This window comes from Staphylococcus pseudoxylosus (assembly GCF_044794325.1).
GTDB lineage: Bacteria > Bacillota > Bacilli > Staphylococcales > Staphylococcaceae > Staphylococcus > Staphylococcus pseudoxylosus.
The window spans coordinates 1,295,844-1,321,853 of record NZ_CP085024.1; the positions used below are offsets into that span (position 1 = coordinate 1,295,844).

The 26,010-nt window shown below is 32.8% G+C and carries 18 protein-coding genes; 17 read left to right on the forward strand and 1 reads right to left on the reverse strand.

Annotated elements, in window-relative coordinates; genetic code table 11:
• The first annotated feature begins 19 nt into the window (after positions 1–19).
• The 6 genes from LG295_RS06235 to pyk all read left to right on the forward strand — a co-directional run bounded on the left by LG295_RS06235 (position 20) and on the right by pyk (position 9,608).
• Positions 20–3,223 carry a DNA polymerase III subunit alpha gene (locus LG295_RS06235; protein ID WP_107557909.1) on the forward strand — a complete coding sequence of 1,068 codons (3,204 nt, stop codon included), beginning with the start codon at positions 20–22 and terminating at the stop codon, positions 3,221–3,223.
• Positions 3,224–3,479: 256 nt separating this feature from the next.
• Positions 3,480–4,712, forward strand: coding sequence for an NADP-dependent malic enzyme (locus tag LG295_RS06240; protein WP_107531086.1), 1,233 nt, complete (start codon positions 3,480–3,482; stop codon positions 4,710–4,712).
• 78 nt (positions 4,713–4,790) lie between these two features.
• Positions 4,791–5,657, forward strand: coding sequence for an acetyl-CoA carboxylase, carboxyltransferase subunit beta (accD, locus tag LG295_RS06245; RefSeq protein ID WP_107557910.1), 867 nt, complete (start codon positions 4,791–4,793; stop codon positions 5,655–5,657).
• Positions 5,650–6,594, forward strand: coding sequence for an acetyl-CoA carboxylase carboxyltransferase subunit alpha (locus LG295_RS06250; protein WP_107531085.1), 945 nt, complete (start codon positions 5,650–5,652; stop codon positions 6,592–6,594). Before accD ends, LG295_RS06250 begins: the two co-directional genes overlap by 8 nt.
• Before the next feature lie 264 nt (positions 6,595–6,858).
• The gene (gene pfkA / locus LG295_RS06255) at positions 6,859–7,827 is read left to right on the forward strand and encodes a 6-phosphofructokinase (protein ID WP_107531084.1); all 969 of its coding nucleotides are present in this window, start codon (positions 6,859–6,861) and stop codon (positions 7,825–7,827) included.
• 20 nt (positions 7,828–7,847) lie between these two features.
• A complete protein-coding gene (gene pyk / locus LG295_RS06260) occupies positions 7,848–9,608 on the forward strand; it encodes a pyruvate kinase (protein WP_107531083.1) in 1,761 nt (586 codons plus the stop codon).
• 222 nt (positions 9,609–9,830) lie between these two features.
• On the opposite strand, the gene LG295_RS06265 is transcribed toward pyk, so the two are convergent.
• Positions 9,831–11,192, reverse strand: a complete 1,362-nt coding sequence (locus tag LG295_RS06265) for an amino acid permease (protein WP_107531082.1) — start codon at positions 11,190–11,192, stop codon at positions 9,831–9,833.
• Between the two features lie 353 nt (positions 11,193–11,545).
• On the opposite strand from LG295_RS06265, the gene LG295_RS06270 reads away from it, so the two are divergent.
• From LG295_RS06270 to dnaI, 11 genes are all read left to right on the forward strand, one after another.
• The gene (locus LG295_RS06270) at positions 11,546–12,664 is read left to right on the forward strand and encodes a citrate synthase (RefSeq protein WP_318832802.1); all 1,119 of its coding nucleotides are present in this window, start codon (positions 11,546–11,548) and stop codon (positions 12,662–12,664) included.
• A 113-nt stretch (positions 12,665–12,777) separates the two neighbouring features.
• Positions 12,778–14,043, forward strand: coding sequence for an NADP-dependent isocitrate dehydrogenase (gene icd / locus LG295_RS06275; protein WP_107531969.1), 1,266 nt, complete (start codon positions 12,778–12,780; stop codon positions 14,041–14,043).
• Positions 14,044–14,532: 489 nt separating this feature from the next.
• On the forward strand, positions 14,533–15,243 hold the full coding sequence (locus tag LG295_RS06280; protein ID WP_107531411.1) for a response regulator transcription factor: 711 nt from the start codon (positions 14,533–14,535) through the stop codon (positions 15,241–15,243).
• Positions 15,243–16,931: a two-component system histidine kinase PnpS gene (pnpS, locus tag LG295_RS06285; RefSeq protein WP_107531412.1), complete on the forward strand. Its 1,689-nt coding sequence runs from the start codon at positions 15,243–15,245 to the stop codon at positions 16,929–16,931. Before LG295_RS06280 ends, pnpS begins: the two co-directional genes overlap by 1 nt.
• Positions 16,932–17,237: 306 nt before the next feature.
• Positions 17,238–19,868: a DNA polymerase I gene (gene polA / locus LG295_RS06290; RefSeq protein WP_107557913.1), complete on the forward strand. Its 2,631-nt coding sequence runs from the start codon at positions 17,238–17,240 to the stop codon at positions 19,866–19,868.
• Positions 19,869–19,883: 15 nt separating this feature from the next.
• Complete coding sequence (gene mutM, locus LG295_RS06295; RefSeq protein WP_107531414.1) at positions 19,884–20,756, forward strand: bifunctional DNA-formamidopyrimidine glycosylase/DNA-(apurinic or apyrimidinic site) lyase; 873 nt, start codon at positions 19,884–19,886, stop codon at positions 20,754–20,756.
• 15 nt (positions 20,757–20,771) lie between these two features.
• Positions 20,772–21,392, forward strand: coding sequence for a dephospho-CoA kinase (gene coaE, locus LG295_RS06300; protein WP_107557914.1), 621 nt, complete (start codon positions 20,772–20,774; stop codon positions 21,390–21,392).
• A gap of 282 nt (positions 21,393–21,674) precedes the next feature.
• Complete coding sequence (gap, locus tag LG295_RS06305; RefSeq protein ID WP_107557915.1) at positions 21,675–22,700, forward strand: type I glyceraldehyde-3-phosphate dehydrogenase; 1,026 nt, start codon at positions 21,675–21,677, stop codon at positions 22,698–22,700.
• Positions 22,701–23,026: 326 nt separating this feature from the next.
• On the forward strand, positions 23,027–23,497 hold the full coding sequence (gene nrdR, locus LG295_RS06310) for a transcriptional regulator NrdR (protein ID WP_017724710.1): 471 nt from the start codon (positions 23,027–23,029) through the stop codon (positions 23,495–23,497).
• Entirely contained in the window at positions 23,498–24,877 is a 1,380-nt protein-coding gene (locus LG295_RS06315; protein WP_107531417.1) for a replication initiation and membrane attachment family protein, read from the forward strand. It begins immediately after the preceding gene.
• A complete protein-coding gene (gene dnaI, locus LG295_RS06320) occupies positions 24,878–25,801 on the forward strand; it encodes a primosomal protein DnaI (protein WP_107531418.1) in 924 nt (307 codons plus the stop codon).
• Positions 25,802–26,010 lie beyond the last annotated feature (209 nt).

The window sequence follows — 26,010 nt, forward strand, 5'->3', positions numbered from 1 at the left end:
AGATTGGAGGTATTTGCTGATGGTAGTACATTTAAATGTTCATACGACGTATGATTTGTTGTATTCTAGTTTGAGAATTAAAGATGTCGTTGCTAAAGCTGCTAAAGAAGGTTATACAGCTTTAGCTATAACAGATACAAATGTATTATATGGTTATCCACAATTTTATGATGCGTGTATCGCAGCAAATATTCATCCTATCTTTGGTATGACTGTTAACGTAACAGATGGATTAGATGTCGTTGAAACAATCGTATTAGCACGAGACAATATAGGTCTTAAAGATTTATTTAAGTTATCTTCTGCTATAAAAATGAAAGAAAAAACAGAAACCCCTATAGAATGGTTGAAAAAATATATAGAACACCTTGTCGTTATTTTTAAAGATGTCTCATCATCTAATGAGGCGTTAGTAACAAAATTTGAGGATTACTCATACGTATATGTCAACCACACGAGCCAATATACATTTAATTTGCCAGTTGTATGGGCGCAAAGTACGCGCTATCTAAATCAACAAGACTCAGATACACTAACCGCATTATCAGCGATTAAAGATAATAGTAAACTAGATTTAGTGAGTGAACCGATAGATTATGATGCGCATCTATATTCAAAAACACAACGAGACGATTTAGGATTAAGTGAAGCAGTATGGGAACATACAAATCAGCTGGAAAATATCTGTCAAGCTGAGATAACGTATAACCAATCTCTCTTGCCTAAATTCAAAACGCCAAATAATACACAGTCGAAACAATATCTATGGCAAATATTGGACACGAAATTAAATGATTTGAATTTAAATCAAAAGCATTTTGAAACTTATAAGCAACGGTTGTTACATGAATATAAAGTTATTACTGACATGGGCTTTGAAGATTATTTCTTAATTGTAAGCGATTTGATTCATTATGCTAAAACACATGATGTATTAGTAGGCCCAGGACGTGGTTCAGCAGCTGGGTCTTTAGTCAGTTATCTATTAAATATTACAACGATAGATCCTATTCAATACAACCTCTTATTCGAACGATTTTTAAATCCAGAACGTGTGACAATGCCAGATATTGATATAGATTTTGAAGATACACATCGAGATAAGGTGATTCAATACGTCCAAGAGAAATATGGTGATAATCACGTTGCGGGTATTGTCACTTTTGGTCATTTACTTGCAAGAGCTGTGGCTAGGGACGTGGGTAGAATTATGAGTTTTGATGAAATAACATTGAATGAAATTTCGAAACTAATACCGCATAAATTAGGAATTACATTGGATGAAGCTTATCAACAAGAAGATTTTAAGCAGTTTGTTCATCGTAATCATCGTAATGAACGTTGGTTTGAAATATGTAAAAAACTAGAAGGGCTCCCACGTCATACTTCTACACATGCGGCGGGCATAATTATAAATGACCATCCACTTTACGATTATGCGCCACTCACTTTAGGTGATACAGGCTTGTTGACACAATGGACGATGACAGAAGCAGAGAGAATTGGACTGTTAAAAATTGACTTCTTAGGATTAAGAAACCTCTCAATTATTCATCAGATTGTGAAACAAGTAAAACATGACATGCAAATAGATATTGATATTGAACAAATACCTTTCGATGATAAGCAAGTATTTCAATTATTATCCCAAGGTGACACGACTGGTATTTTCCAGTTAGAATCTGATGGGATTAGAAATGTATTGAAGCGGTTAAAGCCTGAACATTTCGAAGATATAGTTGCCGTGACCTCACTTTATCGCCCTGGACCAATGGAAGAGATACCAACTTATATTTCTCGTCGACATGACCCAGACAAAGTGCAATATTTACATCAAGATTTAGCACCAATATTATCAAAAACCTATGGTGTGATTATATATCAAGAACAAATTATGCAAATTGCGAGTAAGTTTGCGAATTTCAATTATGGTGAAGCGGATATTTTACGTCGAGCTATGAGTAAAAAAAATCGGGCTGTACTTGAAAGTGAGAGACAACATTTTGTTCATGGTGCGATGAAAAATGGTTATGAAGAAGCATTGAGTAAACAGATTTTTGATTTAATCTTAAAATTCGCTGATTATGGCTTTGCTCGTGCGCACGCAGTTAGTTATTCAAAAATTGCCTATATTATGGGGTATCTAAAAGTACATTATCCAAATTATTTTTATGCGAATATATTAAGCAACTCAATTGGTAGCGAGAAGAAGACTGCACAAATGATTGATGAAGCAAAACATCAAAATATCAATATTTTAGCGCCGAATATTAATTATAGTCATTGGTTTTATAAAGCAACTAATAAAGGAATATACTTGTCTATTGGAGTGATAAAAGGTGTTGGGTATCAAAGTGTCAAACTTATTGTTGATGAACGAAAAGAAAATGGATACTACAAAGATTTCTTTGACTTTACAAGACGTATTCCTAAAAGAATTAAGTCTAGAAAATTATTAGAAGCATTGATACTTGTAGGGGCATTTGATACATTAGGTAAAAATCGTGCGACATTATTACAATCTATAGACCAAGTGTTAGATGATGTTTCAGATGTTGAACAAGATGGTTTTATATTTGATGTACTCACACCTAAAACGAATTATGAAGATAAAGAAGAATTGCCTGATAAGGTGTTAAGTGATTACGAAAAAGAATACTTAGGATTTTATGTGTCAACACATCCTGTTGAGAAAGCATTTGAACAAAAGCAATATCTAGGTATTTATAAATTATCCAATGCGAGAGATCATCAACCTATCTTCGTTCAAATCGAAGGCTTTAAAAAAATCAGAACGAAAAATGGTCAAAATATGGCTTTTATAACTTTGAATGATGGTATTAATAATTTAGATGGTGTTGTTTTCCCTGAGACATTTAAAAAATACGAAACAGAATTGAACAAAGATCAAATGTTAATAATAAGTGGGAAATTTGAAAAAAGAAATAATAAACAGCAACTTATTTTAAATAAAATCGAATCAATTGAAAGTTTTGAGCAATCCAAACTGCAACATGCACAAAAAATCGTTATTCGTAATCATAATGATGTGTTAGAGATAGACCGAATTTTAATGAATGATTCAAACGAAAATAATATACCTGTACAGTATTTTGATGAAAGTCAAAATATAATAAAGACAATTGGCTTTATTCCTAGAGAAAATAATATAATAGAAAAATTGATTCAACACTTTTCACCATGGGATATTCGAATTATTTAACTTTAATAGCGCTATAAACTATGGTATAGTAAACTGATGGTTGAGCATAAATTTGCCATCAGTTTTTATTTTCTATAAATTAAGATTCTAAAAATATATAATAATTTAGCTGTATATATATTTTTATTACAAATAATAACTTCAAGCGTAATTTGGCAAAAATGTTAACGATATCATTTGTAATTTGAGTTGCTTTGTAATAAAAATATATATGAAATGATATTTATACTAATCGAATGTAAAGGGGTAGGTTTACATGACTTTGAGAGACGACGCTTTAGAAATGCACAGAAGAAATCAAGGAAAATTACAAGTTTCACCAAAAGTAAGAGTTACAAATAAAGAAGAATTGAGTTTAGCTTATTCTCCAGGTGTAGCAGAACCGTGTAAAGAAATTCATGAAGATAAGCGAAAAGTTTTTGAATATACAATGAAAGGTAATACAGTAGCAGTTGTTACTGATGGTACAGCAGTTTTAGGTTTGGGCGATATTGGACCTGAAGCGAGTATACCTGTAATGGAAGGTAAAGCTGTACTCTTTAAGAGCTTCTCAGGAATTGACGGTGTACCAATTGCGTTAGACACAACGGATACAGACGAAATTGTTAATACAGTGAAATTACTAGAACCTAATTATGGTGGCATAAACCTAGAAGATATTTCTGCACCACGTTGTTTTGAAATTGAGGAACGTTTAAAAAAAGAAACGAAAATCCCTGTTTTTCATGATGATCAACACGGTACAGCCATTGTTACGGTTGCAGGTATGATTAATGCATTAAGAATTGTAGACAAAGATCTATCTGATATTAAAGTAGTATTAAACGGTGCTGGAGCAGCAGGTATCGCTATCGTAAAATTACTTTATTCTTATGGAGTAAGAGATATGATTATGTGTGATTCAAGAGGTGCGATTTATGAAGATCGTTCATTTGGTATGAATGATACAAAATCTTATGTTGCAAGATGGACAAACCGAGATAAAATTGATGGTAGTTTAAGTGATGTTATTAAAGATGCTGATGTATTTATTGGTGTATCAGTAGCAGATTTATTATCAAAAGAAATGGTGGCGTCGATGGCAGATGACCCAATTATCTTTGCTATGGCAAACCCAAATCCAGAAATAAATCCAGATGTAGCAAAAGAAGCTGGCGCTAAGGTAATTGGTACGGGTCGTTCAGATTATCCTAACCAAATTAATAATGTGTTAGCATTCCCAGGTATTTTCAGAGGTGCTTTAGATGTAGAAGCTACACATATTAATGAATCAATGAAGCAAGCTGCAGTTGAGGCAATTGCAGATTTAATTAAACCTGACGAGCTAAACGCGGATTATTGCATCCCAGGTCCTTTTGATAAACGCGTAGCACCTTCAGTAGCTAGAGAAGTTGCGAAAGCTGCAATGGAATCAGGTGTTGCTAGAATAGACGTTAATCCTGAAGATGTTTATGACAAAACAATGAAATTAACAGACTTAGATAAATAATATTCATTAACGCTGATCACATATATTATTAAAGAATAATATTGAACTAAGATCGCGATGGTTAAGTGGAGGTTTACAATGTTTAAAGATTTTTTCAATAGAAGCAGTAAAAAGAAAAAGTACGTAACTGTATCTGATTCGAAACAAAGTGATGTACCAGCAGGAATTATGACAAAATGTCCTAAATGTAAAAAAATTATGTATACAAAAGAATTAGCAGAAAACTTAAATGTTTGTTTTAATTGCGATCATCATATTGCTTTAACGGCATATAAACGCATTGAGGCTATTTCAGATGAAGGTACGTTTACTGAGTTTGATAGAGGAATGACCTCAGCTAATCCATTAGATTTTCCGAGTTATGAAGAAAAAATTCATAAAGATCAGCAAAAAACTGGTTTGAATGAAGCTGTCGTTACAGGAACAGCACAGTTGGATGGCATTACATATGGTGTCGCTGTAATGGATGCTCGGTTTAGAATGGGCAGCATGGGATCAGTATTAGGTGAGAAAATTTGCAGAATTATTGAACACTGCATCGAAAATCGCTTACCATTTATTTTGTTCTCAGCAAGTGGTGGTGCAAGAATGCAAGAGGGTATTATTTCATTAATGCAAATGGGTAAAACAAGTGTATCGTTAAAAAGACATGCTGATGCTGGTTTATTATATATTTCGTATATAACAAATCCAACAACAGGTGGAGTCTCAGCAAGTTTCGCATCTGTTGGTGATATCAATATTAGTGAACCTAAAGCATTGATAGGTTTTGCGGGCAGACGTGTTATTGAACAAACTATCAATGAAAAATTACCTGATGATTTCCAAACATCTGAGTTTTTATTAGAACATGGACAATTAGATAAAGTTGTTCATAGAAAAGAAATGAGAACGACACTCTCTAATATTCTAAAAATGCATCAAGAGGTGAAAATAAATGCTTGATTTTGAAAAGCCACTTTTTGAAATAAAAAATAAAATCGAATCCCTAAAGGAATCTCAAGAAAAAAATGATGTGGATCTTCAAGAGGAAATAGAAATGCTTGAAGCATCTCTAGATAGAGAAACTGAAAAAGTATATACTAACCTTAAACCATGGGATCGTGTGCAATTAGCACGTTTACAAGAACGTCCAACATCATTAGACTATATTCCGTATATCTTTGATTCATTTATTGAATTACATGGAGATAGAAACTATAGAGATGACCCAGCAATGATTGGTGGTATAGGTTATTTAAATGGTCAACCAGTTACTGTTGTAGGACAACAACGCGGTAAAGATACAAAGGATAATATTTATCGTAATTTTGGTATGGCGCATCCAGAAGGTTATCGCAAAGCATTGAGATTAATGAAACAAGCTGAAAAATTTAATAGACCGATTATTACTTTTATCGATACAAAGGGTGCTTATCCAGGAAAAGCTGCAGAAGAGCGTGGTCAAAGCGAATCTATTGCACGAAACTTAGTAGAAATGGCTGCATTAACTGTACCTGTTATTTCAATTGTTATTGGTGAAGGTGGTAGTGGTGGTGCTCTAGGATTAGGTATTACAAACCGAATATTAATGCTTGAAAATAGTACATATTCAGTAATCTCGCCAGAAGGTGCATCAGCATTATTATGGAAAGATAGTAACCTTGCAAAAATAGCAGCAGAAACGATGAAAATAACTGCAGAAGATTTACATGAATTAAAGATTGCAGACGAAGTAGTCAAAGAGCCTTTAGGTGGAGCGCATCAAGATGTTGAAACACAAGCTCAAAATATTAAACGTACTTTTGAGACACATTTAAAAGACTTAAGTTCGTTCAGTAAAGAACAACTTGTCGAAGATCGTTATCAAAAATTTAGAACAATAGGCTCTTATAAAGAATAAAATAGTAAACAAAAGGAAGTTCTAATAACCTAGGGCTTCTTTTTGTTTTTTAAAGTAAAAACTATTTAATTTGTTTAATTATTTTAAATAAAAGGTATTAAATAAAAGGTCTAAATTTCTATTTATAATTAAAGGAAACGCTTTCTAAAAGATTCGTTGGATTTAAAACGTTTACATTAGTCACAAAGCCTTATTTTAATGGCACCAGGCTAAATTTTATGGTATTTTTAGAATAAGAAATACATGTTAGAAAGGTATGTCGTCATGAAAAAAATTGCAGTGTTGACAAGTGGTGGAGATTCTCCAGGCATGAATGCAGCAGTAAGAGCTGTAGTTAGAAAAGCGATTTACAATAACATTGAAGTTTATGGTGTTTACCAAGGCTATCAAGGTTTGTTAAACGATGATATCGAGAAACTTGAACTCGGTTCAGTGGGAGACACAATTCAACGAGGCGGAACTTTTTTATATTCAGCAAGGTGTCCTGAATTTAAAGAAGCAGAAGTTCGTAAAAAAGGTATTGAGAATTTACGTAAAAGAGGCATCGAAGGACTTGTAGTTATTGGCGGTGACGGTAGCTATAGAGGTGCACAACGTATAAGTGAAGAATGTGAAGAAATCCAAACGATAGGTGTTCCGGGTACGATTGATAATGATATCAACGGTTCCGACTTTACAATTGGATTTGATACAGCATTAAATACTATAATTGATTGTGTTGATAAGATTCGTGATACAGCATCAAGTCATGCCAGAACATTTATCATTGAAGTCATGGGTCGTGATTGTGGTGATTTAGCACTTTGGGCTGGTCTTTCTGTCGGTGCAGAAACAATCATTGTTCCTGAAGTTGAGACAGATTTGAAAGATGTAGCTGAAAAGATTGATAATGGTATTAAACGAGGCAAAAAACATTCAATTGTTATGGTTGCTGAAGGTTGCATGTCAGGTGAAGTTTGTGCTCAAGAACTGACTAAATACATTAATGTTGACGCTCGTGTTTCTGTGCTTGGACACATCCAACGTGGTGGTAGCCCAAGTGGTGCAGATAGGGTTCTAGCTTCACGTCTTGGTGGCCATGCAGTGGATTTACTGTTAGAAGGTAAAACTGCGATTGGTGTTGGGATTAGAAACAATGAACTTACTGATACGTCATTTGAAGAAATATTTAGATCAAATGAACATGAATTTGACTTTGAAACTTTTGAATTAACGAACGAATTATCTATATAAAATACTGGGAGGAAATAATAATGAGAAAAACTAAAATTGTTTGTACAATTGGACCTGCGTCTGAATCAGAAGAAATGCTTGAGAAATTAATTAAAGCTGGAATGAATGTGGCGCGTTTAAACTTCTCTCATGGTGATCATGCAGAACATAAAGCGAGAATCGATACTATCCGTGAAGTTTCTAAGAGATTAGGTAAAACAGTTGGGATTTTACTAGATACGAAAGGTCCTGAAATCCGTACACACAACATGCAAAATGGTGTGATTGAACTTGAAAAGGGCAATGAAGTAATCGTTAGTATGACTGAAGTAGAAGGTACTTCAGACAAATTCTCAGTAACTTATGATAACCTTATCAATGACGTAGACGAAGGTTCTTATATCCTTTTAGATGATGGTTTAATCGAATTACAAGTTAAATCAATTGATAAAGCTAATGGCGAAGTTCTTTGTGATGTTTTAAACACAGGAGAATTAAAAAATAAAAAAGGTGTTAACTTACCAGGAGTAAAAGTTAGTTTACCAGGCATCACTGATAAAGATGCTGAAGATATTAAATTCGGTATCAGTGAAGGCGTAGATTTTATCGCGGCAAGTTTCGTACGTCGTCCAAGCGACGTATTAGATATCCGTAAATTATTGGAAGCACAAAAAAATACAAACATAAGTATTATTCCTAAAATTGAGAACCAAGAAGGTATTGATAATATCAAAGAAATTCTTGAAGTTTCTGATGGTTTAATGGTTGCCCGTGGTGATATGGGTGTTGAAATCCCACCTGAATCAGTGCCAATGGTACAAAAAGATTTAATTAGACAATGTAATAAATTAGGTAAACCTGTTATTACAGCAACACAAATGTTAGATTCTATGCAACGTAATCCACGTGCTACACGTGCGGAAGCTAGTGACGTTGCTAACGCAATTTATGATGGTACAGATGCTGTTATGCTTTCTGGCGAAACAGCTGCAGGACAATACCCTGAAGAAGCTGTTAAAACTATGCGTAATATCGCAGTTTCAGCAGAGGCTGCTCAAGATTATAAAAAACTATTATCTGATCGCACTAAATTAGTTGAAACTTCTTTAGTTAATGCAATTGGTGTATCAGTTGCGCATACTGCTTTAAACTTAAGTGTTAAAGCAATTGTTGCTGCTACAGAAAGTGGTTCAACTGCACGTACAATTTCTAAATACCGTCCACAATCAGATATTATTGCTGTGACACCTAGTGCAGAAACGGCACGTCAATGTGCTTTAGTATGGGGTATCCACCCAGTAGTTAAAGAAGGACGTAAGACAACAGATGCATTATTAAATAATGCGGTAGCAACTGCAGTTGAAACTGAAAGAGTTCAAAATGGTGATTTAATTATTATCACTGCTGGTGTACCAACAGGTGAAAAAGGTACTACAAACATGATGAAATTACACCTTGTAGGAGACGAACTTGCTAAAGGTCAAGGCGTTGGAAGAAACTCAGTTGTCGGACAAACATTAGTTGTGAATGACGCTAGTGAATTAGAAGGTAAAGATTTATCAGAATCAATTATCGTTACAACTTCTGTCGATGAAACGCTTGTACCTTATATTGAGAAAGCAATCGGTCTTATTACAGAAGAAAATGGTATTACATCACCAAGTGCGATTATTGGTTTAGAAAAAGGAATTCCTACAATCGTTGGTGTTGAAAATGCTACTTCAAATATCCAAAATGACGTTTTAATTACTGTAGATGCTAATCAAGGAAAAATCTTCGAAGGTTATGCAAACGTACTATAATCTAAACAAGTTTTCGACTAGCTGTTTAGTTTAAACTTTATAATAATTAGGGACAAATTTGTCCAAGTATATAGTAAAAAGACGAAGCCATTAATAAAAAATGACTTCGTCTTTTTTATTATATTCGCAGTAATAAATGCCATCTAAATGCTGTTAAGTACATAGATATAAAAAATCGGGACATCATTTGATGTCCCGGTTTTTCTAAGTTTTTATTTGTTATTACTGTTGTTTGCGAGATACCTGTTTATATCTTAGATACATAAGAGTTAATAAGATAAACCAGATAGGTGTTAAAAATACTGCTATTCTTGTATCAGTGTTAACAAATAATAAACAAAAAACTAATAAGAAGAAAGTTAAAATAGCATACCCCATATATTTTCCGCCTGGTAATTTAAATGTTGTTTTTTTATGTAATTCAGGATTTCTACGGTGGTAATTAATATAAGCTACAGTGATTAAGCCCCAAACAACAATGAATAATACAGTTGAAACTGTAGTGATGTATGTGAAGACAAGTGTTGCATTTGGAATAATATAGTTTAACAGTGCTGCAATCATAAGCAATGCACACGAAACAAATATTGCAATATGTGGCACACCATTTTTATTTGTTTTCTCAAAGTAAGGCGGTGCTTGTTTTTGTGTCGAAAGTCCAAATAACATACGGCTATTTGAGAATATACCACTATTACAAGAAGACGCCGCTGCTGTTAATACTACAAAGTTTATAATTCCTGCTGCAAAAGGTATACCAATCAGTGCAAACAGTCTTACAAATGGGCTTTCTTCTGGGTTAATTTGATTCCATGGAATGATGGACATGATAACAGCTAACGCACCTACATAGAATACTAAAATACGAATAGGCACACTGTTAACAGCTTTAGGTAGTGTCTTTGTTGGATCTTTTGTTTCTCCAGCTGTGACTCCTATAAGTTCAATACCTACAAACGAGAATAACGCCATTTGGAAAGACATTACGAAACCGCTCATACCTTTAGGGAATATGCCATTGTTATATAGGTTGGTTAATGATGCATGGCCAAATTGTGTGTCATAAGCCATAATAATCATAATTGCACCAACTATAATTAAAGCAATAATTGTAAATATTTTAATCAGTGCAAACCAAAACTCTAACTCACCAAATAGTTTAGCACTTAATAAATTTAGTGACATTAATACAAGTACACAAAATAATGCGCTTATCCAGTTTGGTATGTTTGGAAACCAAAAACTAACATACTTTGCAACAGCAGTTACTTCTGCCATACCTGTAATAATCCAACAGAACCAATAAGTCCATCCTGTGACAAAACCTGCAAATGGGCCAATATAATGATTGGTGACATCTGCAAATGATTTGAAATTCGTGTTTGTTACTAATATTTCTCCCAGTCCACGCATAAACATAAAAAGCATAAAACCAATTATGATATATGTAAGTAAAATAGAGGGTCCAGTTAACGCGATAGTTTGACCTGCTCCTAAAAATAGTCCTGTACCAATTGCTCCCCCGATTGCAATTAGCTGGATGTGACGATTACTTAGTTCTCTTTGTAATTCATGATTAGCCATAAAATTATACTCCTTTATTTAGTTAATTATTATTATGCTATGCAATATAAAATAAAACAACAATTTTTTTAAACAGAGTCTATAGCTTTTAGTATAATAATACATTAATTATTTGTTATTAATCATGATAACCAATTAAAATGCTATAAAAATTGAAGTGAGACAGTTTCCATATTAAAATGAATTTATAACAATGCAAGAGATAGAAGTGTGTTAAAGGGCATATAAATAAATAAGTATTTCATATTGATTTGATAAGAAAATATACTCAAAATATTCACAAAAGAGTCAAGATTGGATATAATGAGTTGTGAAAGCCATTTCATAATGAAATAGAAAAGGGGAATTTATATATGGCAGAGTTACAGAAAGGTTTAGAAGGGGTAATTGCATCTGAAACAAAAGTAAGTTCTATTATCGATAGCCAATTAACTTATGCTGGTTACGATATTGATGACTTAGCACAGAATGCTGAATTTGAAGAAATCATCTTCTTATTATGGCATTATCGATTGCCAAATGAGGATGAATTAAAAGACTTAAAACAAAAGCTTTTTGAATATATGACTTTAAATCCTAGAGTGTATAACCACTTTAAAGAATACGCGACAGGCAACGTTCATCCAATGACAGCTTTAAGAACTTCAGTTTCATATATTGCTCATTTTGACGAGCATGCTGAAGATGAAGATGAAAGTCAAACACTAGATCGAGCTATACGTATTCAAGCCAAAATTGCTTCATTAGTTACGGCTTATGCACGTGTTAGAGAAGGAAAAGAAATTGTTAAACCAAGTAGTGATTTAAACTATGCGGGTAACTTCTTGTACATGTTAAGAGGAGAACTACCTACTGAGATTGAAATTGAAGCATTTAATAAAGCACTAGTATTACATGCAGATCATGAATTAAATGCATCAACATTTACAGCTAGATGTGCAGTATCTTCATTATCAGATATGTATTCAGGAATTGTAGCGGCTGTTGGTTCATTAAAAGGACCACTCCACGGCGGTGCAAACGAACGTGTAATGAGCATGTTATCTGAAGTAAAATCTATTGATGAAGTCGATGAATATATTGATAATAAAATTAAAAACAAAGAAAAAATCATGGGCTTTGGACACCGTGTATATAAAGATGGTGATCCAAGAGCTAAATACTTAAAAGAAATGAGTAGAAAAATCACTTCTGAAACAGGACAAAGTCAATTATTTGATATTTCAGTGAAAATTGCAGATAAAATGAAAGCTGAAAAAGGTTTAATTGCCAATGTCGATTTCTTTAGTGCTACTGTATATCATAGTATGAATATCGAGCATGACTTATTCACACCAATCTTTGCAGTGAGTAGAACTTCTGGTTGGATTGCTCATATCTTAGAACAGTATAGAGATAACAGAATCATGCGTCCAAGAGCTCAATACATTGGTGAAACAAATAGAACTTATGAACCAATTGAAGAAAGATAAATAAATAATTAAATAAGAAATTTTATTTATAAAAATTGAAATTATAATTAATTCATGTATGATAATGGTTAGTACAACTAAAATAGAACTCAAAATGACGGAGGTTTTTTTACATGGCAGGAGAAAAAGTAGTTAAAACAAATGAAGGTTTAACAGTACCAAATAATCCAATAATTCCATTTATAATCGGCGACGGTATCGGACCTGATATCTGGAACGCAGCAAGCCGCGTAATTGACGCTGCAGTTGAACAAGCTTATAACGGCGAAAAGAAAATTGAATGGAAAGAAGTATTGGCTGGTCAAAAAGCTTATGATGAAACTGGTGAATGGTTACCTAAAGAAACACTCGAAACAATTGAAGCATATTTAATTGCGATTAAAGGTCCATTAACTACACCAATTGGTGGCGGTATTCGTTCACTAAATGTTGCATTACGTCAAGAGTTGGATTTATTCACATGCTTACGTCCAGTACGTTGGTTCCAAGGTGTGCCTTCACCTGTAAAACGTCCTGAAGATACTGATATGGTAATTTTCCGTGAAAATACTGAAGATATCTATGCTGGTATTGAATTTAAAGAAGGTACGCCAGAAGCGAAAAAATTAATTGACTTCTTACAAGACGAAATGGGCGCTAAAAACATTAGATTCCCTGAAACATCAGGTATCGGTGTAAAACCAGTTTCTAAAGAAGGTACTGAGCGTTTAGTTCGTGCATCTATTCAATATGCTATAGATAATAATCGTAAATCATTAACTTTAGTACATAAAGGTAATATTATGAAATTTACTGAAGGTGCTTTCAAACAATGGGGTTATGATTTAGCTCATAATGAATTTGGAGATAAAGTATTTACATGGCAACAATATGATGAAATTGTTGAAAAAGAAGGTAAAGACGCTGCAAATGCTGCGCAAGATAAAGCTGAACAAGAAGGAAAAATTATTGTCAAAGATTCAATTGCTGATATCTTCTTACAACAAATTTTAACACGTCCAGCTGATCACGATGTAGTAGCTACTATGAACTTAAATGGTGATTATGTATCAGATGCATTAGCTGCACAAGTTGGTGGTATTGGTATTGCTCCTGGTGCCAATATCAACTATGAAACTGGACATGCCATTTTCGAAGCAACACATGGTACTGCACCTAAATACGCTGGATTAAATAAAGTGAACCCATCATCTGAATTACTAAGTGCTGTATTAATGTTAGAGCATCTTGGATGGCAAGAAGCTGCTGATAAGATTACAAGTTCAATCGAAAAAACGATTGCTTCTAAAGTTGTAACTTATGACTTCGCACGTTTAATGGACGGTGCAACAGAAGTTTCTACTTCTGAATTTGCAGACGAATTAATTAAAAACCTATAATTATATATCATCAAAGGTAATTTACCTTGAATTAAAATCAACAGTTAAGTCTGGGACATGATTAGATGTCTCGGGCTTTTCTTTTTCTAGTTATCTGAGATATAACAAAGAGAAATTTTTTATTTTTTATGTTCAAATTTATAAGGGCAAATGAACTGGAGCGAGTAGAAAATAATATCTTTGTTTTATTGTAAAAGTGTAATTTTTTCGTGATGTTAGTTGAGGCTTGCTTGGCTATCATGTAATAAGTGTTCATATTATGAATTAAATGTTAAGATTTTATTAACAAAGGGTAATTAGTATGGTGTAATAATTCAAGTGGATTTGTTTGATTCTTTGTATAGGCTAATGTAGCAAAAATCGCGTGTATATTGGTATAGTTTAGCAATCAACGCATTGTAAAGTTTATGTTAAAAAATTTTAAACTATGTTATTTTTATTAAAATATAAGTTATAATTAATTTGTAAACACAATTATGGAGGTATACTATGTCACAAAAAGTACTTGTAGTAGATGATGAACAATCAATCGTAACCTTATTAAAATATAATTTAGAACAAGCCGGATACATAGTAGAAGTGGCTTATGATGGAGAAGATGCATTAGAGAAAGTTAACTCTACAAATCCTGAATTGATTGTGTTAGATGTCATGCTTCCCAAAAAAGATGGAATAGAAGTTTGTAAATCAATTCGTTCTGATAAAAACTTAGTGCCTATTTTGATGTTAACTGCCAAAGATGATGAATTTGATCGTGTTTTAGGTCTTGAATTAGGGGCAGACGATTACATGACTAAACCATTTTCACCTAGAGAAGTGGTAGCAAGAGTAAAGGCGATATTAAGAAGATCAGCAATTGTTAATGAAGCAGTACCAGTTGAAAATGATGAAGACGATATACTGATTGGATCAATAAGAATTAGACCAGAATATTTCGAAGTGTATAGAGAAGATGAATTGCTAGAATTGACTCCAAAGGAGTTTGAATTATTATTATATCTTATTGAAAGACAGGGCAGGGTGATTACCCGCGAGCATATGTTGAATTCAGTATGGAATTATGAATTCGCAGGAGACTCTAGAATTGTGGACGTACATATTAGTCATTTGAGAGATAAATTAGAAGAAAACCCTAAACAACCGAAACTCATTAAAACAGTTCGTGGATTAGGGTATAAATTGGAAAGACCTAAAGTCTAATGCTTAAGTTTCACCAAAGACTTTTATATTTATTATGTACCATCGTTATTATTAGTTTTTTAATATTGGGTACTATTATTACACATGTGATCCACAACACGATTACAACTGGTCAAGAAGGCGATTTAGAACATCAAGCTCAACATTTTATTAATCTTTATAATGAAGATAAAAAAGATGAGATGAGAGATGTTGCTAAAAGCGAAGAACTTACAGTGTATATTAAAGAAAATGACGATGTCTTGTTTTCGACAAAACAAGGGACGCAAATTAATAATGATATAAATAATCCTGCTATTCCTTCTAAATTGACTTATGATAAGCAAAATGATGACCATAGATTTACCTTTAAGACATCTATAAATGATAAAGATGTTTTAATTAGTGGTATAAATAATGAGATTTTAGAAATACAGATTGAAGTCTGGAAATATATAGCGATTATTGGTTTGTTTGTATTAATCATTATATTTTTAGTTGTTAGAAGCATTAATCGAACATATATCAGACCAATCAATGAGGTGACCTACGCCACAAATCTATTGGCTGAAGGCTATTATCATGTAAGAGTACCAGAAAGCAATGTCAAAGAGACAAGAGAACTGTTTGTAACTACTAATGAGTTAGCACGTAGGTTGCAAAGATTAAACCATAAACAGAAACTGCAATCAAATAGGTTGAAAACAACTGTTGAAAATATTCCAAGTTCGATTTTAATGATTGATAAATATGGTGAAATTGTTGTAGCAAATAAATCGTTTTATCATGTATTTACGCCAGATGAAGCCGTTGAACATAAAAGCTATGTTGATTTTACAGATGTTAAATTACAAAAGCTAATTACTGAAGCATTTAAAGTTGAGAAACCTATTTATGATCAAATTAAATTAACTATAGATCAAGTACATGAGAAATATTTTGATACAGCCTGCGTTCCAATATTATCAAGAACAAGGAAAAATCTTTATGGTATGGTCATTGTTTTACATGATATAACGAACCTTAAAAAACTAGAGAATTTAAGACGTGAATTTGTAGCTAATGTTTCACATGAATTGAAAACACCTATTACGTCAATTAAAGGATTTGCGGAAACATTGTTAGATGGTGCTAAAAACGATGAACAAACACTTAATGACTTTTTACAAATTATTTCTAAAGAGTCTGATCGTATAGAGACTTTAGTTTTTGATTTATTAGATTTATCGCACATAGAACAACAAACAGAAATAGAAACAGCATATATGAGTTTGTCAGATATTGCAGAAACAACAATTAAGAATATGCAAAAAATTGCAGAAGACAAAAATATTACTATAATTAATGAAATTGATTCTGATATTGTTATTGATGCAAATCAAGACAAAATATCTCAAGTTGCGCTTAATTTATTATCAAATGCAATTAGTTATTCTAAAGAAAATAGCAATGTAATAATTCGTGTTTATAAAGACGAGCAGAAGCGCATCATGGAAGTACAAGATTTTGGTATTGGTATAAGCGAAGAAGATCAAAAGCATATTTTTGAACGCTTTTATCGGGTTGATAAAGCACGAAGTAGGGATTCAGGTGGCACTGGACTAGGTTTATCTATTACTAAACATATTATGGAAGCACATGGTGGTAGAATTAATGTCTATAGTACAGTTGGTAAAGGTTCGACATTCAGAGTTACTTTTTTTAAATAGTGTTTATAAATAAAAGCTATGATGATTGAGTTATAAATCGACGTCTGAAATTTAAATTCGGCGTCGGTTTTTTATGCTTTTTAAGTAGAATAAATGGCATAACATAAAAATTTAAAACGTATATTAAAAAGGGATAAACGTGTTAAGCTAGTCATAGAATTAATTGACTTATATAATCATTGCAAGGAACTACATACTCACAGTTAAAAATGATGATTATAAAATAAGGTGAAACAATGTTTCGATATAGGTTAGTTAGTAATTTATGCTAAAATGTTAAATAAATATGTGTTGGAGGTTAAAATAGTGAATAAATTAATTCTAATTGATGGTAATAGCCTGAGCTTCAGAGCCTTTTATGCTTTACCACTATTACAAAATAAAGCAGGTATACACACTAATGCTGTGTATGGCTTTGCAATGTTACTAGAAAAAATAATCAAAGAAGAACAGCCCACACATTTTCTTGTTGCGTTCGATGCAGGAAAGACTACATTTAGACATGATAAATATAGTGAATATAAAGGGGGACGTCAAAAAACGCCACCCGAGCTGAGTGAGCAATTTCCTTATGTAAGACAGTTATTGGATGCTTATCAAATTAAGAGATATGAATTAGAAAACTATGAAGCCGATGATATTATAGGAACATTAAGTAAAGAGGCTGATGACGCACAATTTGAAACGATTATTGTCACAGGTGATCGCGACTTAACACAATTAGCGACGGATGATGTTACAATTTATTATACTAAGAAAGGTGTGACAGATGTTGATCATTACACACCTGATTTTATTGCGGAAAAATATGACGGTTTAGTTCCTAATCAAATCATAGATATGAAAGGTTTGATGGGCGATGCATCAGATAATATCCCAGGTGTAGCTGGAGTCGGTGAAAAAACTGCCATCAAGTTATTAAAACAATTTTCAACCGTGGAAAACATTTATGAACATTTGGATGAAGTTTCTGGTAAGAAATTGAAAGAAAAACTAGAAAATAGTAAAGATGATGCTTTGATGAGTAAAGAGCTTGCAACTATTAATTGTGTAAGTCCTATTGAAGTATCACTTGAAGATACAAAACTGCCAGAGAATCCAGATGCTTCAGCTAAAATAGATTTATTCAAAAAACTAGAATTTAAACAATTGCTTGAACAAATAGATGTGGATGGCACACAGTCTACGGCTGAGGAAAAAGAATTAAATATAGAATCTGACTTTACAAATATTGACTTTAAATCTTTAACTTCTGCAACTGTTCATTTTGAATTGGATGGCTCCAATTATTTGAAAGATGATATTTTGAAATTTGCAATATTTGATGGTGATCATCATGTTGTTGTTGATGCAACAACTATTCATGATGATCCTGAACTTATAGCTTGGTTAGAGGATGACACAACAGAAAAAAATGTTTATGACGCTAAAAAAACATATGTTGTGGCGCACAGGTTAGATATATCGATTAAAAATATTATGTTTGATGTAATGCTTGCAAGTTATATTATTGATCCATCTCGAGCTATTGATGATGTAAACTCTGTGGTTAGCAATTACGGTCAATATTATGTTCAACAAAGTGTTGAAGTATATGGTAAGGGTAAGAAGAGACATTTACCTGAAGCCGATGTTTTGAATCGTTATGTTGCAACAGTGATTGAAGCGATTAGTCAAGTTAAACCAATCATGCAAGAACAATTAATCGAATATAACCAAACAGACTTGTTAGATAATTTAGAACTACCATTAGCGCGCATTTTAAGTGATATGGAAGAAACAGGTATTTACACTGTGGCTAGTGATTTAGAAGAAATGGAAAAAGAAATTCAAACAAAATTGGATGTATTGATTGATAATATTTATCAAGCTGCAGGAGAATCATTCAATATTAATTCTCCAAAGCAATTAGGTGTCGTATTGTTTGAAACATTAGAATTACCAGTAATTAAGAAAACAAAAACAGGATATTCTACTGCGGTAGATGTACTTGAACAATTACAAGGACAACATCCAATCATTGAATATATATTAGAATACAGACAACTTGCAAAGTTACAATCCACTTATGTTGAAGGCTTACAGAAGGTTATAAGTGATGATAATAGAATCCATACAAGATTTAATCAAACTTTAGCACAAACAGGTAGATTATCGTCTATTGACCCAAATTTACAAAACATCCCTGTCCGTTTAGAAGAGGGTAGAAAAATAAGAAAAGCATTTAAATCTAGTGATGACAACAATGTTATTTTTTCTGCAGATTACTCGCAAATTGAACTCCGAGTTTTAGCTCATATCACACAAGATGAAAGTATGAAGCAAGCATTTATTAATGATGATGATATTCATACGGCAACGGCGATGAAAGTATTTGGGGTAGAACCTGATGAAGTAGATGGCACGATGCGTAGACAAGCTAAAGCAGTTAACTTTGGAATTGTTTATGGTATTAGTGATTATGGTTTAAGCCAAAGTTTAGGAATCACTCGGAAACAAGCTAAACAATTTATTGATGATTATTTAGATAGTTTCCCTGGCGTAAAACAATATATGGAGGATATCGTCAAAGATTGTAAAGCACAAGGCTATGTAGAAACCTTGTTACATCGTCGTAGATATATTCCGGATATAACTAGTAGAAATTTCAATTTGCGTGGTTTTGCTGAGAGAACTGCAATGAATACGCCAATTCAAGGTAGTGCTGCTGATATAATTAAATTAGCTATGGTTAACTTTGATAAAGAAATTAAGCATACAGATTTTCACGCAAAATTATTATTACAAGTACACGATGAATTAATATTTGAATTACCGAAGGATGAAGTGGAAGCATTCAGTAAATTTATAGAAGAAATCATGGATAATGCCCTTGAACTAGATGTGCCATTAAAAGTAGAGTCTAGTTATGGTGCTACATGGTATGATGCAAAATAGAAAGAAGGTACTTAAATGCCTGAACTCCCAGAAGTAGAACATGTAAAAAGAGGTATTGAACCGTTTGCTACCGGTCAAAAAATTGAATCTGTTATATTTTCAGAGAAAGTTAAGGAAGGCAAGGCAAGTCAACGTGAAACCATAATTAAAGGTATGGCATTAGATACATTCCAAAAATTCACAGAACAATATGTAATTAAAGAGATTGAACGTCGTAGTAAATATATTGTGTTTCACATCGAAAAAGATAACGAAGAAAGAATACTCATCAGTCATTTAGGTATGGCTGGTGGATTCTTTGTGGTTGATAAAATTGAAGATATTAGTGTGCCAAATTATAGAAAACATTGGCATGTTATATTTAAGTTAGATAATGATAAATTGCTAGTTTATTCAGATATTAGACGATTTGGAGAAATTAGGAATGTACCTGATTTTGAGGCGTATCCTTCATTTTTAGAAATTGCTCCAGAACCTTTTGAGGAAGATGCAAAAGGGCATTACTTAGCTTGGTTTGCCAAAAAAATGTATCAAAATAAGCCTATTAAACAAATGATTTTAGATCATAGAGTGATTTCAGGTTGTGGTAACATATACGCTTGTGAAGCATTATTTAGAGCGGGGATACATCCAGCTCGGTTATCAAAATCATTAAACAATCAAGAGCGCGACATATTATTTTATTATGTTCGAGATGTGTTAGAATCGGGTATAAAATATGGTGGAACAAGCATCTCCGACTATCGTCATGCAGATGGTAGTACTGGGACAATGCAACAGCACCTTAATGTTTATAAACAAAAGGTTTGTAAGGTTTGTGGAAATGACATAGAAACGCAAGTCATTGCAACTAGAAACAGTCATTTCTGCCCTACATGCCAAAAATAAAGGAAGAGTGAGAATATGCCAAAAGTTATAGGACTAACTGGTGGTATCGCATCAGGTAAATCTACAGTATCAGAACTTTTAACAGCACACGGATTTAAAGTTGTAGATGCAGATATTGCATCTCGACAAGCTGTTGAAAAAGGAACTGAAGGATTAGCACGCGTCAAAGAGGCATTTGGCGATGGAGCAATAGATGAAGATGGGAATATGAATAGATCGTATGTTGGTGAAGTTGTTTTTAATCAACCAGAGAAGAGATTGATTTTAAATGAAATCGTTCATCCAATTGTTCGCGATATAATGGAAGAAGAAAAGAAAACATATCTTGAGCAAGGTTATAATGTGATTATGGATATTCCATTGTTATTTGAAAATGATTTACAAGAAACTGTAGATGAAGTGTGGCTAGTGTACACTTCAGAAAGTATTCAAATAGATCGATTGATGGAACGCAATGACTTATCTATGGAAGAAGCGAAAGCACGTGTATATAGTCAAATATCAATTGATAAAAAACGTAGAATGGCAGATCATGTTATAGATAACAGAGATACTAAATTAGAACTTAAACAAAACTTAGAAAATTTGTTGCTTGAAGAAGGTTACATTGAGAGTGACACAGAAGAAGCACAATAATAGAAGTGTATAAACATCCAGTTTTCGTTATGAAAATTGGATGTTTTTTATATATAAAGATAAATTAGTTATTTAACAGTGTATATTGCAACGATCAATAATGTTACATCTGATGTTTTAAAGAAGAGGATTGAAATTGAATTGTATGTTTTTGTGTAACTAAAAGTATAAATTATTTGAAATTAAAAAAATTTACATTTGTTTCAGAAAACGCTTTCTTAAAATCTAATTTATGTTATACTATTTCCATAAAGTATAACACTAAAACGAGGGGTGCTTCGAATGACGACAAATATTGCGATTAACGGAATGGGTAGAATAGGTAGAATGGTATTGAGAATTGCGCTCAATAATAAAGATTTGAATGTTGTAGCGATTAATGCTAGCTACCCAGCTGAAACAATTGCTCACCTAATTAACTATGACACAACACATGGTGCTTATGATTTAAAAGTAGAGCCAACGGAAGAGGGTATTAAAGTGAATGACCATGTCATCCAATTGGTATCTGATAGAAATCCGGAAAATTTACCTTGGGAAGAATTGAATGTTGATATAGCAATAGAGGCAACAGGTAAATTTAATCATGGAGATAAAGCAATTGCGCATATTAATGCAGGTGCTAAAAAAGTATTATTAACAGGACCATCAAAAGGTGGCGATGTGCAAATGATCGTCAAGGGTGTAAATAATGATCAATTAGACATAGAGCAATACGATATCTTTAGCAACGCTTCATGTACAACAAATTGCATTGGACCAGTCGCTAAAGTTTTAAATGATGAATTTGGTATTCAAAATGGATTAATGACTACTGTTCATGCTATTACTAATGATCAGAATAACATCGACAACCCTCACAAAGATTTAAGACGTGCACGTTCATGTAATGAAAGTATTATCCCAACTTCTACAGGTGCTGCAAAAGCATTAAAAGAAGTCTTACCTGAATTAGAAGGAAAACTACATGGTATGGCTTTAAGAGTACCAACAAAAAATGTATCTTTAGTAGACTTGGTTGTAGATTTAGATGCAGATGTAACGGCAGAACAAGTTAATCAAGCATTTAAAGACAATGATTTACAAGGTGTTATTTCAACCGAAGATGCACCATTAGTTTCAATGGATTTCAATACTAATCCACATTCTGCTATCATTGATACACAGAGTACAATGGTTATGGATGATAATAAGGTAAAAGTAATTGCGTGGTACGATAACGAATGGGGCTATTCAAATAGAGTTGTGGATGTTGCCGTTCAAATTGGTCAATTACTGAAAAGTGATGTTGCAGCAGTAACATATTAAAACTAAAATCATGTCTGTAATAACAATATGATGGTATTAATTTATAAACTCCTTCTAAGTTAGTTTGCATTTAAGCATACTAACTTAGAGGGAGTTTTATTAGTGTTATTAACACAAGGAGGAATAAGAAGCTAGATATATTCAAATATTTGGTGTAATGAAGTATCCTTTTATAGTAAGAGTTGTCATCAGAAAAATGTATAAGAGTTAGTTAAAAATAATTCAGCATTAATTCTTATATGCTAAATTGTGTAATACGATTCTTTTGTGACATGCATATTTATAGTATAATAGAAGATAATCATAAATGAGAGGGTGATAATTCGATGAAATGCCCGAAATGTAATTCGACTCATTCTCGTGTTGTAGACTCTAGACATGCAGATGAAGTTAATGCGATTCGTCGTAGAAGAGAATGTGAAAATTGTGAAACAAGATTCACAACCTTTGAACATATAGAGAAAAGACCACTTATCGTGGTGAAAAAAGATGGAACCCGGGAGCAATTTTCGCGTGAGAAAATATTAAATGGTTTAGTACGTTCTTGTGAAAAGAGACCGGTTCGTTACCAACAATTAGAAGATATTACTAATAACGTAGAATGGAAGTTGCGTGATGAGGGACACGCAGAAATTTCTTCTAGAGAAATAGGAGAACATGTGATGAATCTACTTATGCACGTAGATCAAGTGTCCTATGTACGATTTGCTTCTGTTTATAAAGAATTCAAAGATGTAGATCAATTATTGCAATCAATGCAAGGTATATTAGTAAATAATAAACGGAGTGATTCGTAAATGGGGTTACAATCATATGATTATGGATTGAGACCACATGATAATTTTACTATCGTGCGTGAATTTTATTTAAATAATAATCATTTAGAAATCTTGAACAGATTGTTTACACCGATGATAGGCGCTAATGCGACGGGACTATATCATTATTTAAACCAATTTGTGGACCACGAAGTAGATGCGGTGTTGACGCACTATATTATTATGAGTGAGTTGAAAATTAATCTATTAGAATTCAGAAAAGAAATGGATTTGTTGGAAGGTATTGGATTGGTAAAATCTTATGTAAATCATAACGAGCAGCATTCCTCATTTGTTTATGTTCTTAATCAACCTCCTACTGCGAAACAGTTTTTCAGTGACCCTATGCTATCAGTTTATCTATATAGTGAGGTGAGCAAGCAACGTTACCAACAATTAAAACGTCACTTTGAAACCAAAAATGCTATCGACTTAAACAGTTATCAAGATATAACACGCACATTTACTGATGTTTTTAAAATCCCTAATAAAGCATTAGCACAAGATACAACATACATCCAAGATGATAAGCCGTATGAAGGTTTAGACCTTACACGCGTTCACTTTGACTTTGAAACATTATATGATTTGTTGCAGAATCATTTTATTAGTTCAAAAATTGTTACGAATGATGCGAAAGCGTTAATAACACAAATTGCAACATTATATGGTTTGACGCCTGAATCGATGAAGCGTATTATTTTAAAATCGATAACGAGTGCGCAAGAATTATCTTTTGAAGAATTAAGAAAACACGCACGTACTTATTATTTAATGGAACATGAACAACAGTTACCCAATTTACAAGTTAAATCAGAAAAAGATAATGTTCCTTCACAAGTAAACACTTCTGAAGAAACGTCAAGTCAATCTGATAATTGGTTGGTACAATTGGAGCAAACAAGCCCAATTGATATGTTAGCATCGTGGTCAGAATCTGAACCGACTACACAGCAAAAATTCATGATTGAAGAATTGATTGAACGTGAAAACTTATCTTTTGGTGTTATTAATATTCTATTGCAATTTGTTATGTTGAAGGAAGATATGAAGTTACCTAAAACTTATATTTTTGAAATAGCATCAAATTGGAAGAAAAAAGGTATTAAAACGGCTGAACAGGCATATGAATATGCAATGAAAGTTAATCAACCTAAAAAAGAATCTTATCCGACCAAAAATCGATATAAACAAAAACAATTAGCTTCTAGAGAGATGACACCGAAATGGTTAGAAGAGCGAGATGAGAAACCAGAAAAAGATAACCAACAGCATAACGACGAAGAAGATGAGAAGCTAAAAAATGACAGAGAGCAATTTTTAAATCAATTAAAAAATAGATGGAAGGAGGGCGAATAAATGAAATCTTTTAATAATATCATGGGAGAGTCAGATGATTTATCAAAACGCATAGAAAAAATAAAAAAAGATGTGATTAATGATCCTGATGTTAAACGCTTTTTAAATGAGCATCAATCAGAATTGACAAATGCCATGATAGATGAAGACTTAAATATTTTGCAAGAATACAAAGACCAAGTGAAACACTATGATGGACATGCTTATAAGGATTGTCCTAACTTTGTAAAAGGCCATGTTCCAGAACTATATATTGAAAGTAACCATATCAAAATTCGTTATTTACCATGCCCGTGTAAGATAAAGTATGATGAAGAAAGGTTTAACTCTCATCTAATTACTTCGCACCATATGCAACGTGATACTTTAGACGCTAAACTTGAAGATATATATATGGATAGAAGAGATAGATTAGATGTTGCAATGGCAGCAAACAAAATTTGTGATAAAATCACGAAACACGATCCTCAAGTTAAAGGATTATACTTGCATGGCCCATTTGGAACAGGGAAGTCATTTATTTTAGGCGCCATTGCGAATCAGTTAAAAACGGAAAAAATTCCTTCTACTATTGTCTATTTGCCTGAATTTATTCGTTCACTTAAAGGCGGCTTTAAGGATGGAAGTTTTGAAACAAAATTATCCAGAGTACGAGAAGCGAATATTTTAATGTTAGATGATATCGGTGCTGAAGAAATTACACCATGGGCTAGAGATGAAGTTATAGGGCCGCTATTACATTACAGAATGGTACAGGAATTACCAACATTTTTTAGTTCTAATTTAAGCTTTGAAGAATTAGAGTATCATCTTTCGGTAACGCGTGATGGTACTGAGAAGACAAAGGCAGCCCGAATTATGGAACGTATCAAAACTTTGGCGACACCTTATTATTTAGAAGGAAAAAATTATAGGAACGATTGAAATCTAAAATAAATGTTGTATAATATAATTAAATCTAAATCAAACGAAATGAAACGAAGATACGATTGATATTTCACTACTTCACAGAGAGCCATTGGATGTTGAGATATGGTAAGTATATTTATTGATTACTCCTTCGTCAGTGATGTTGTAATGAACATCCGGCTCAAGACCGTTATCTTACGTAGAGAGAAGCTATTTTGTATTTA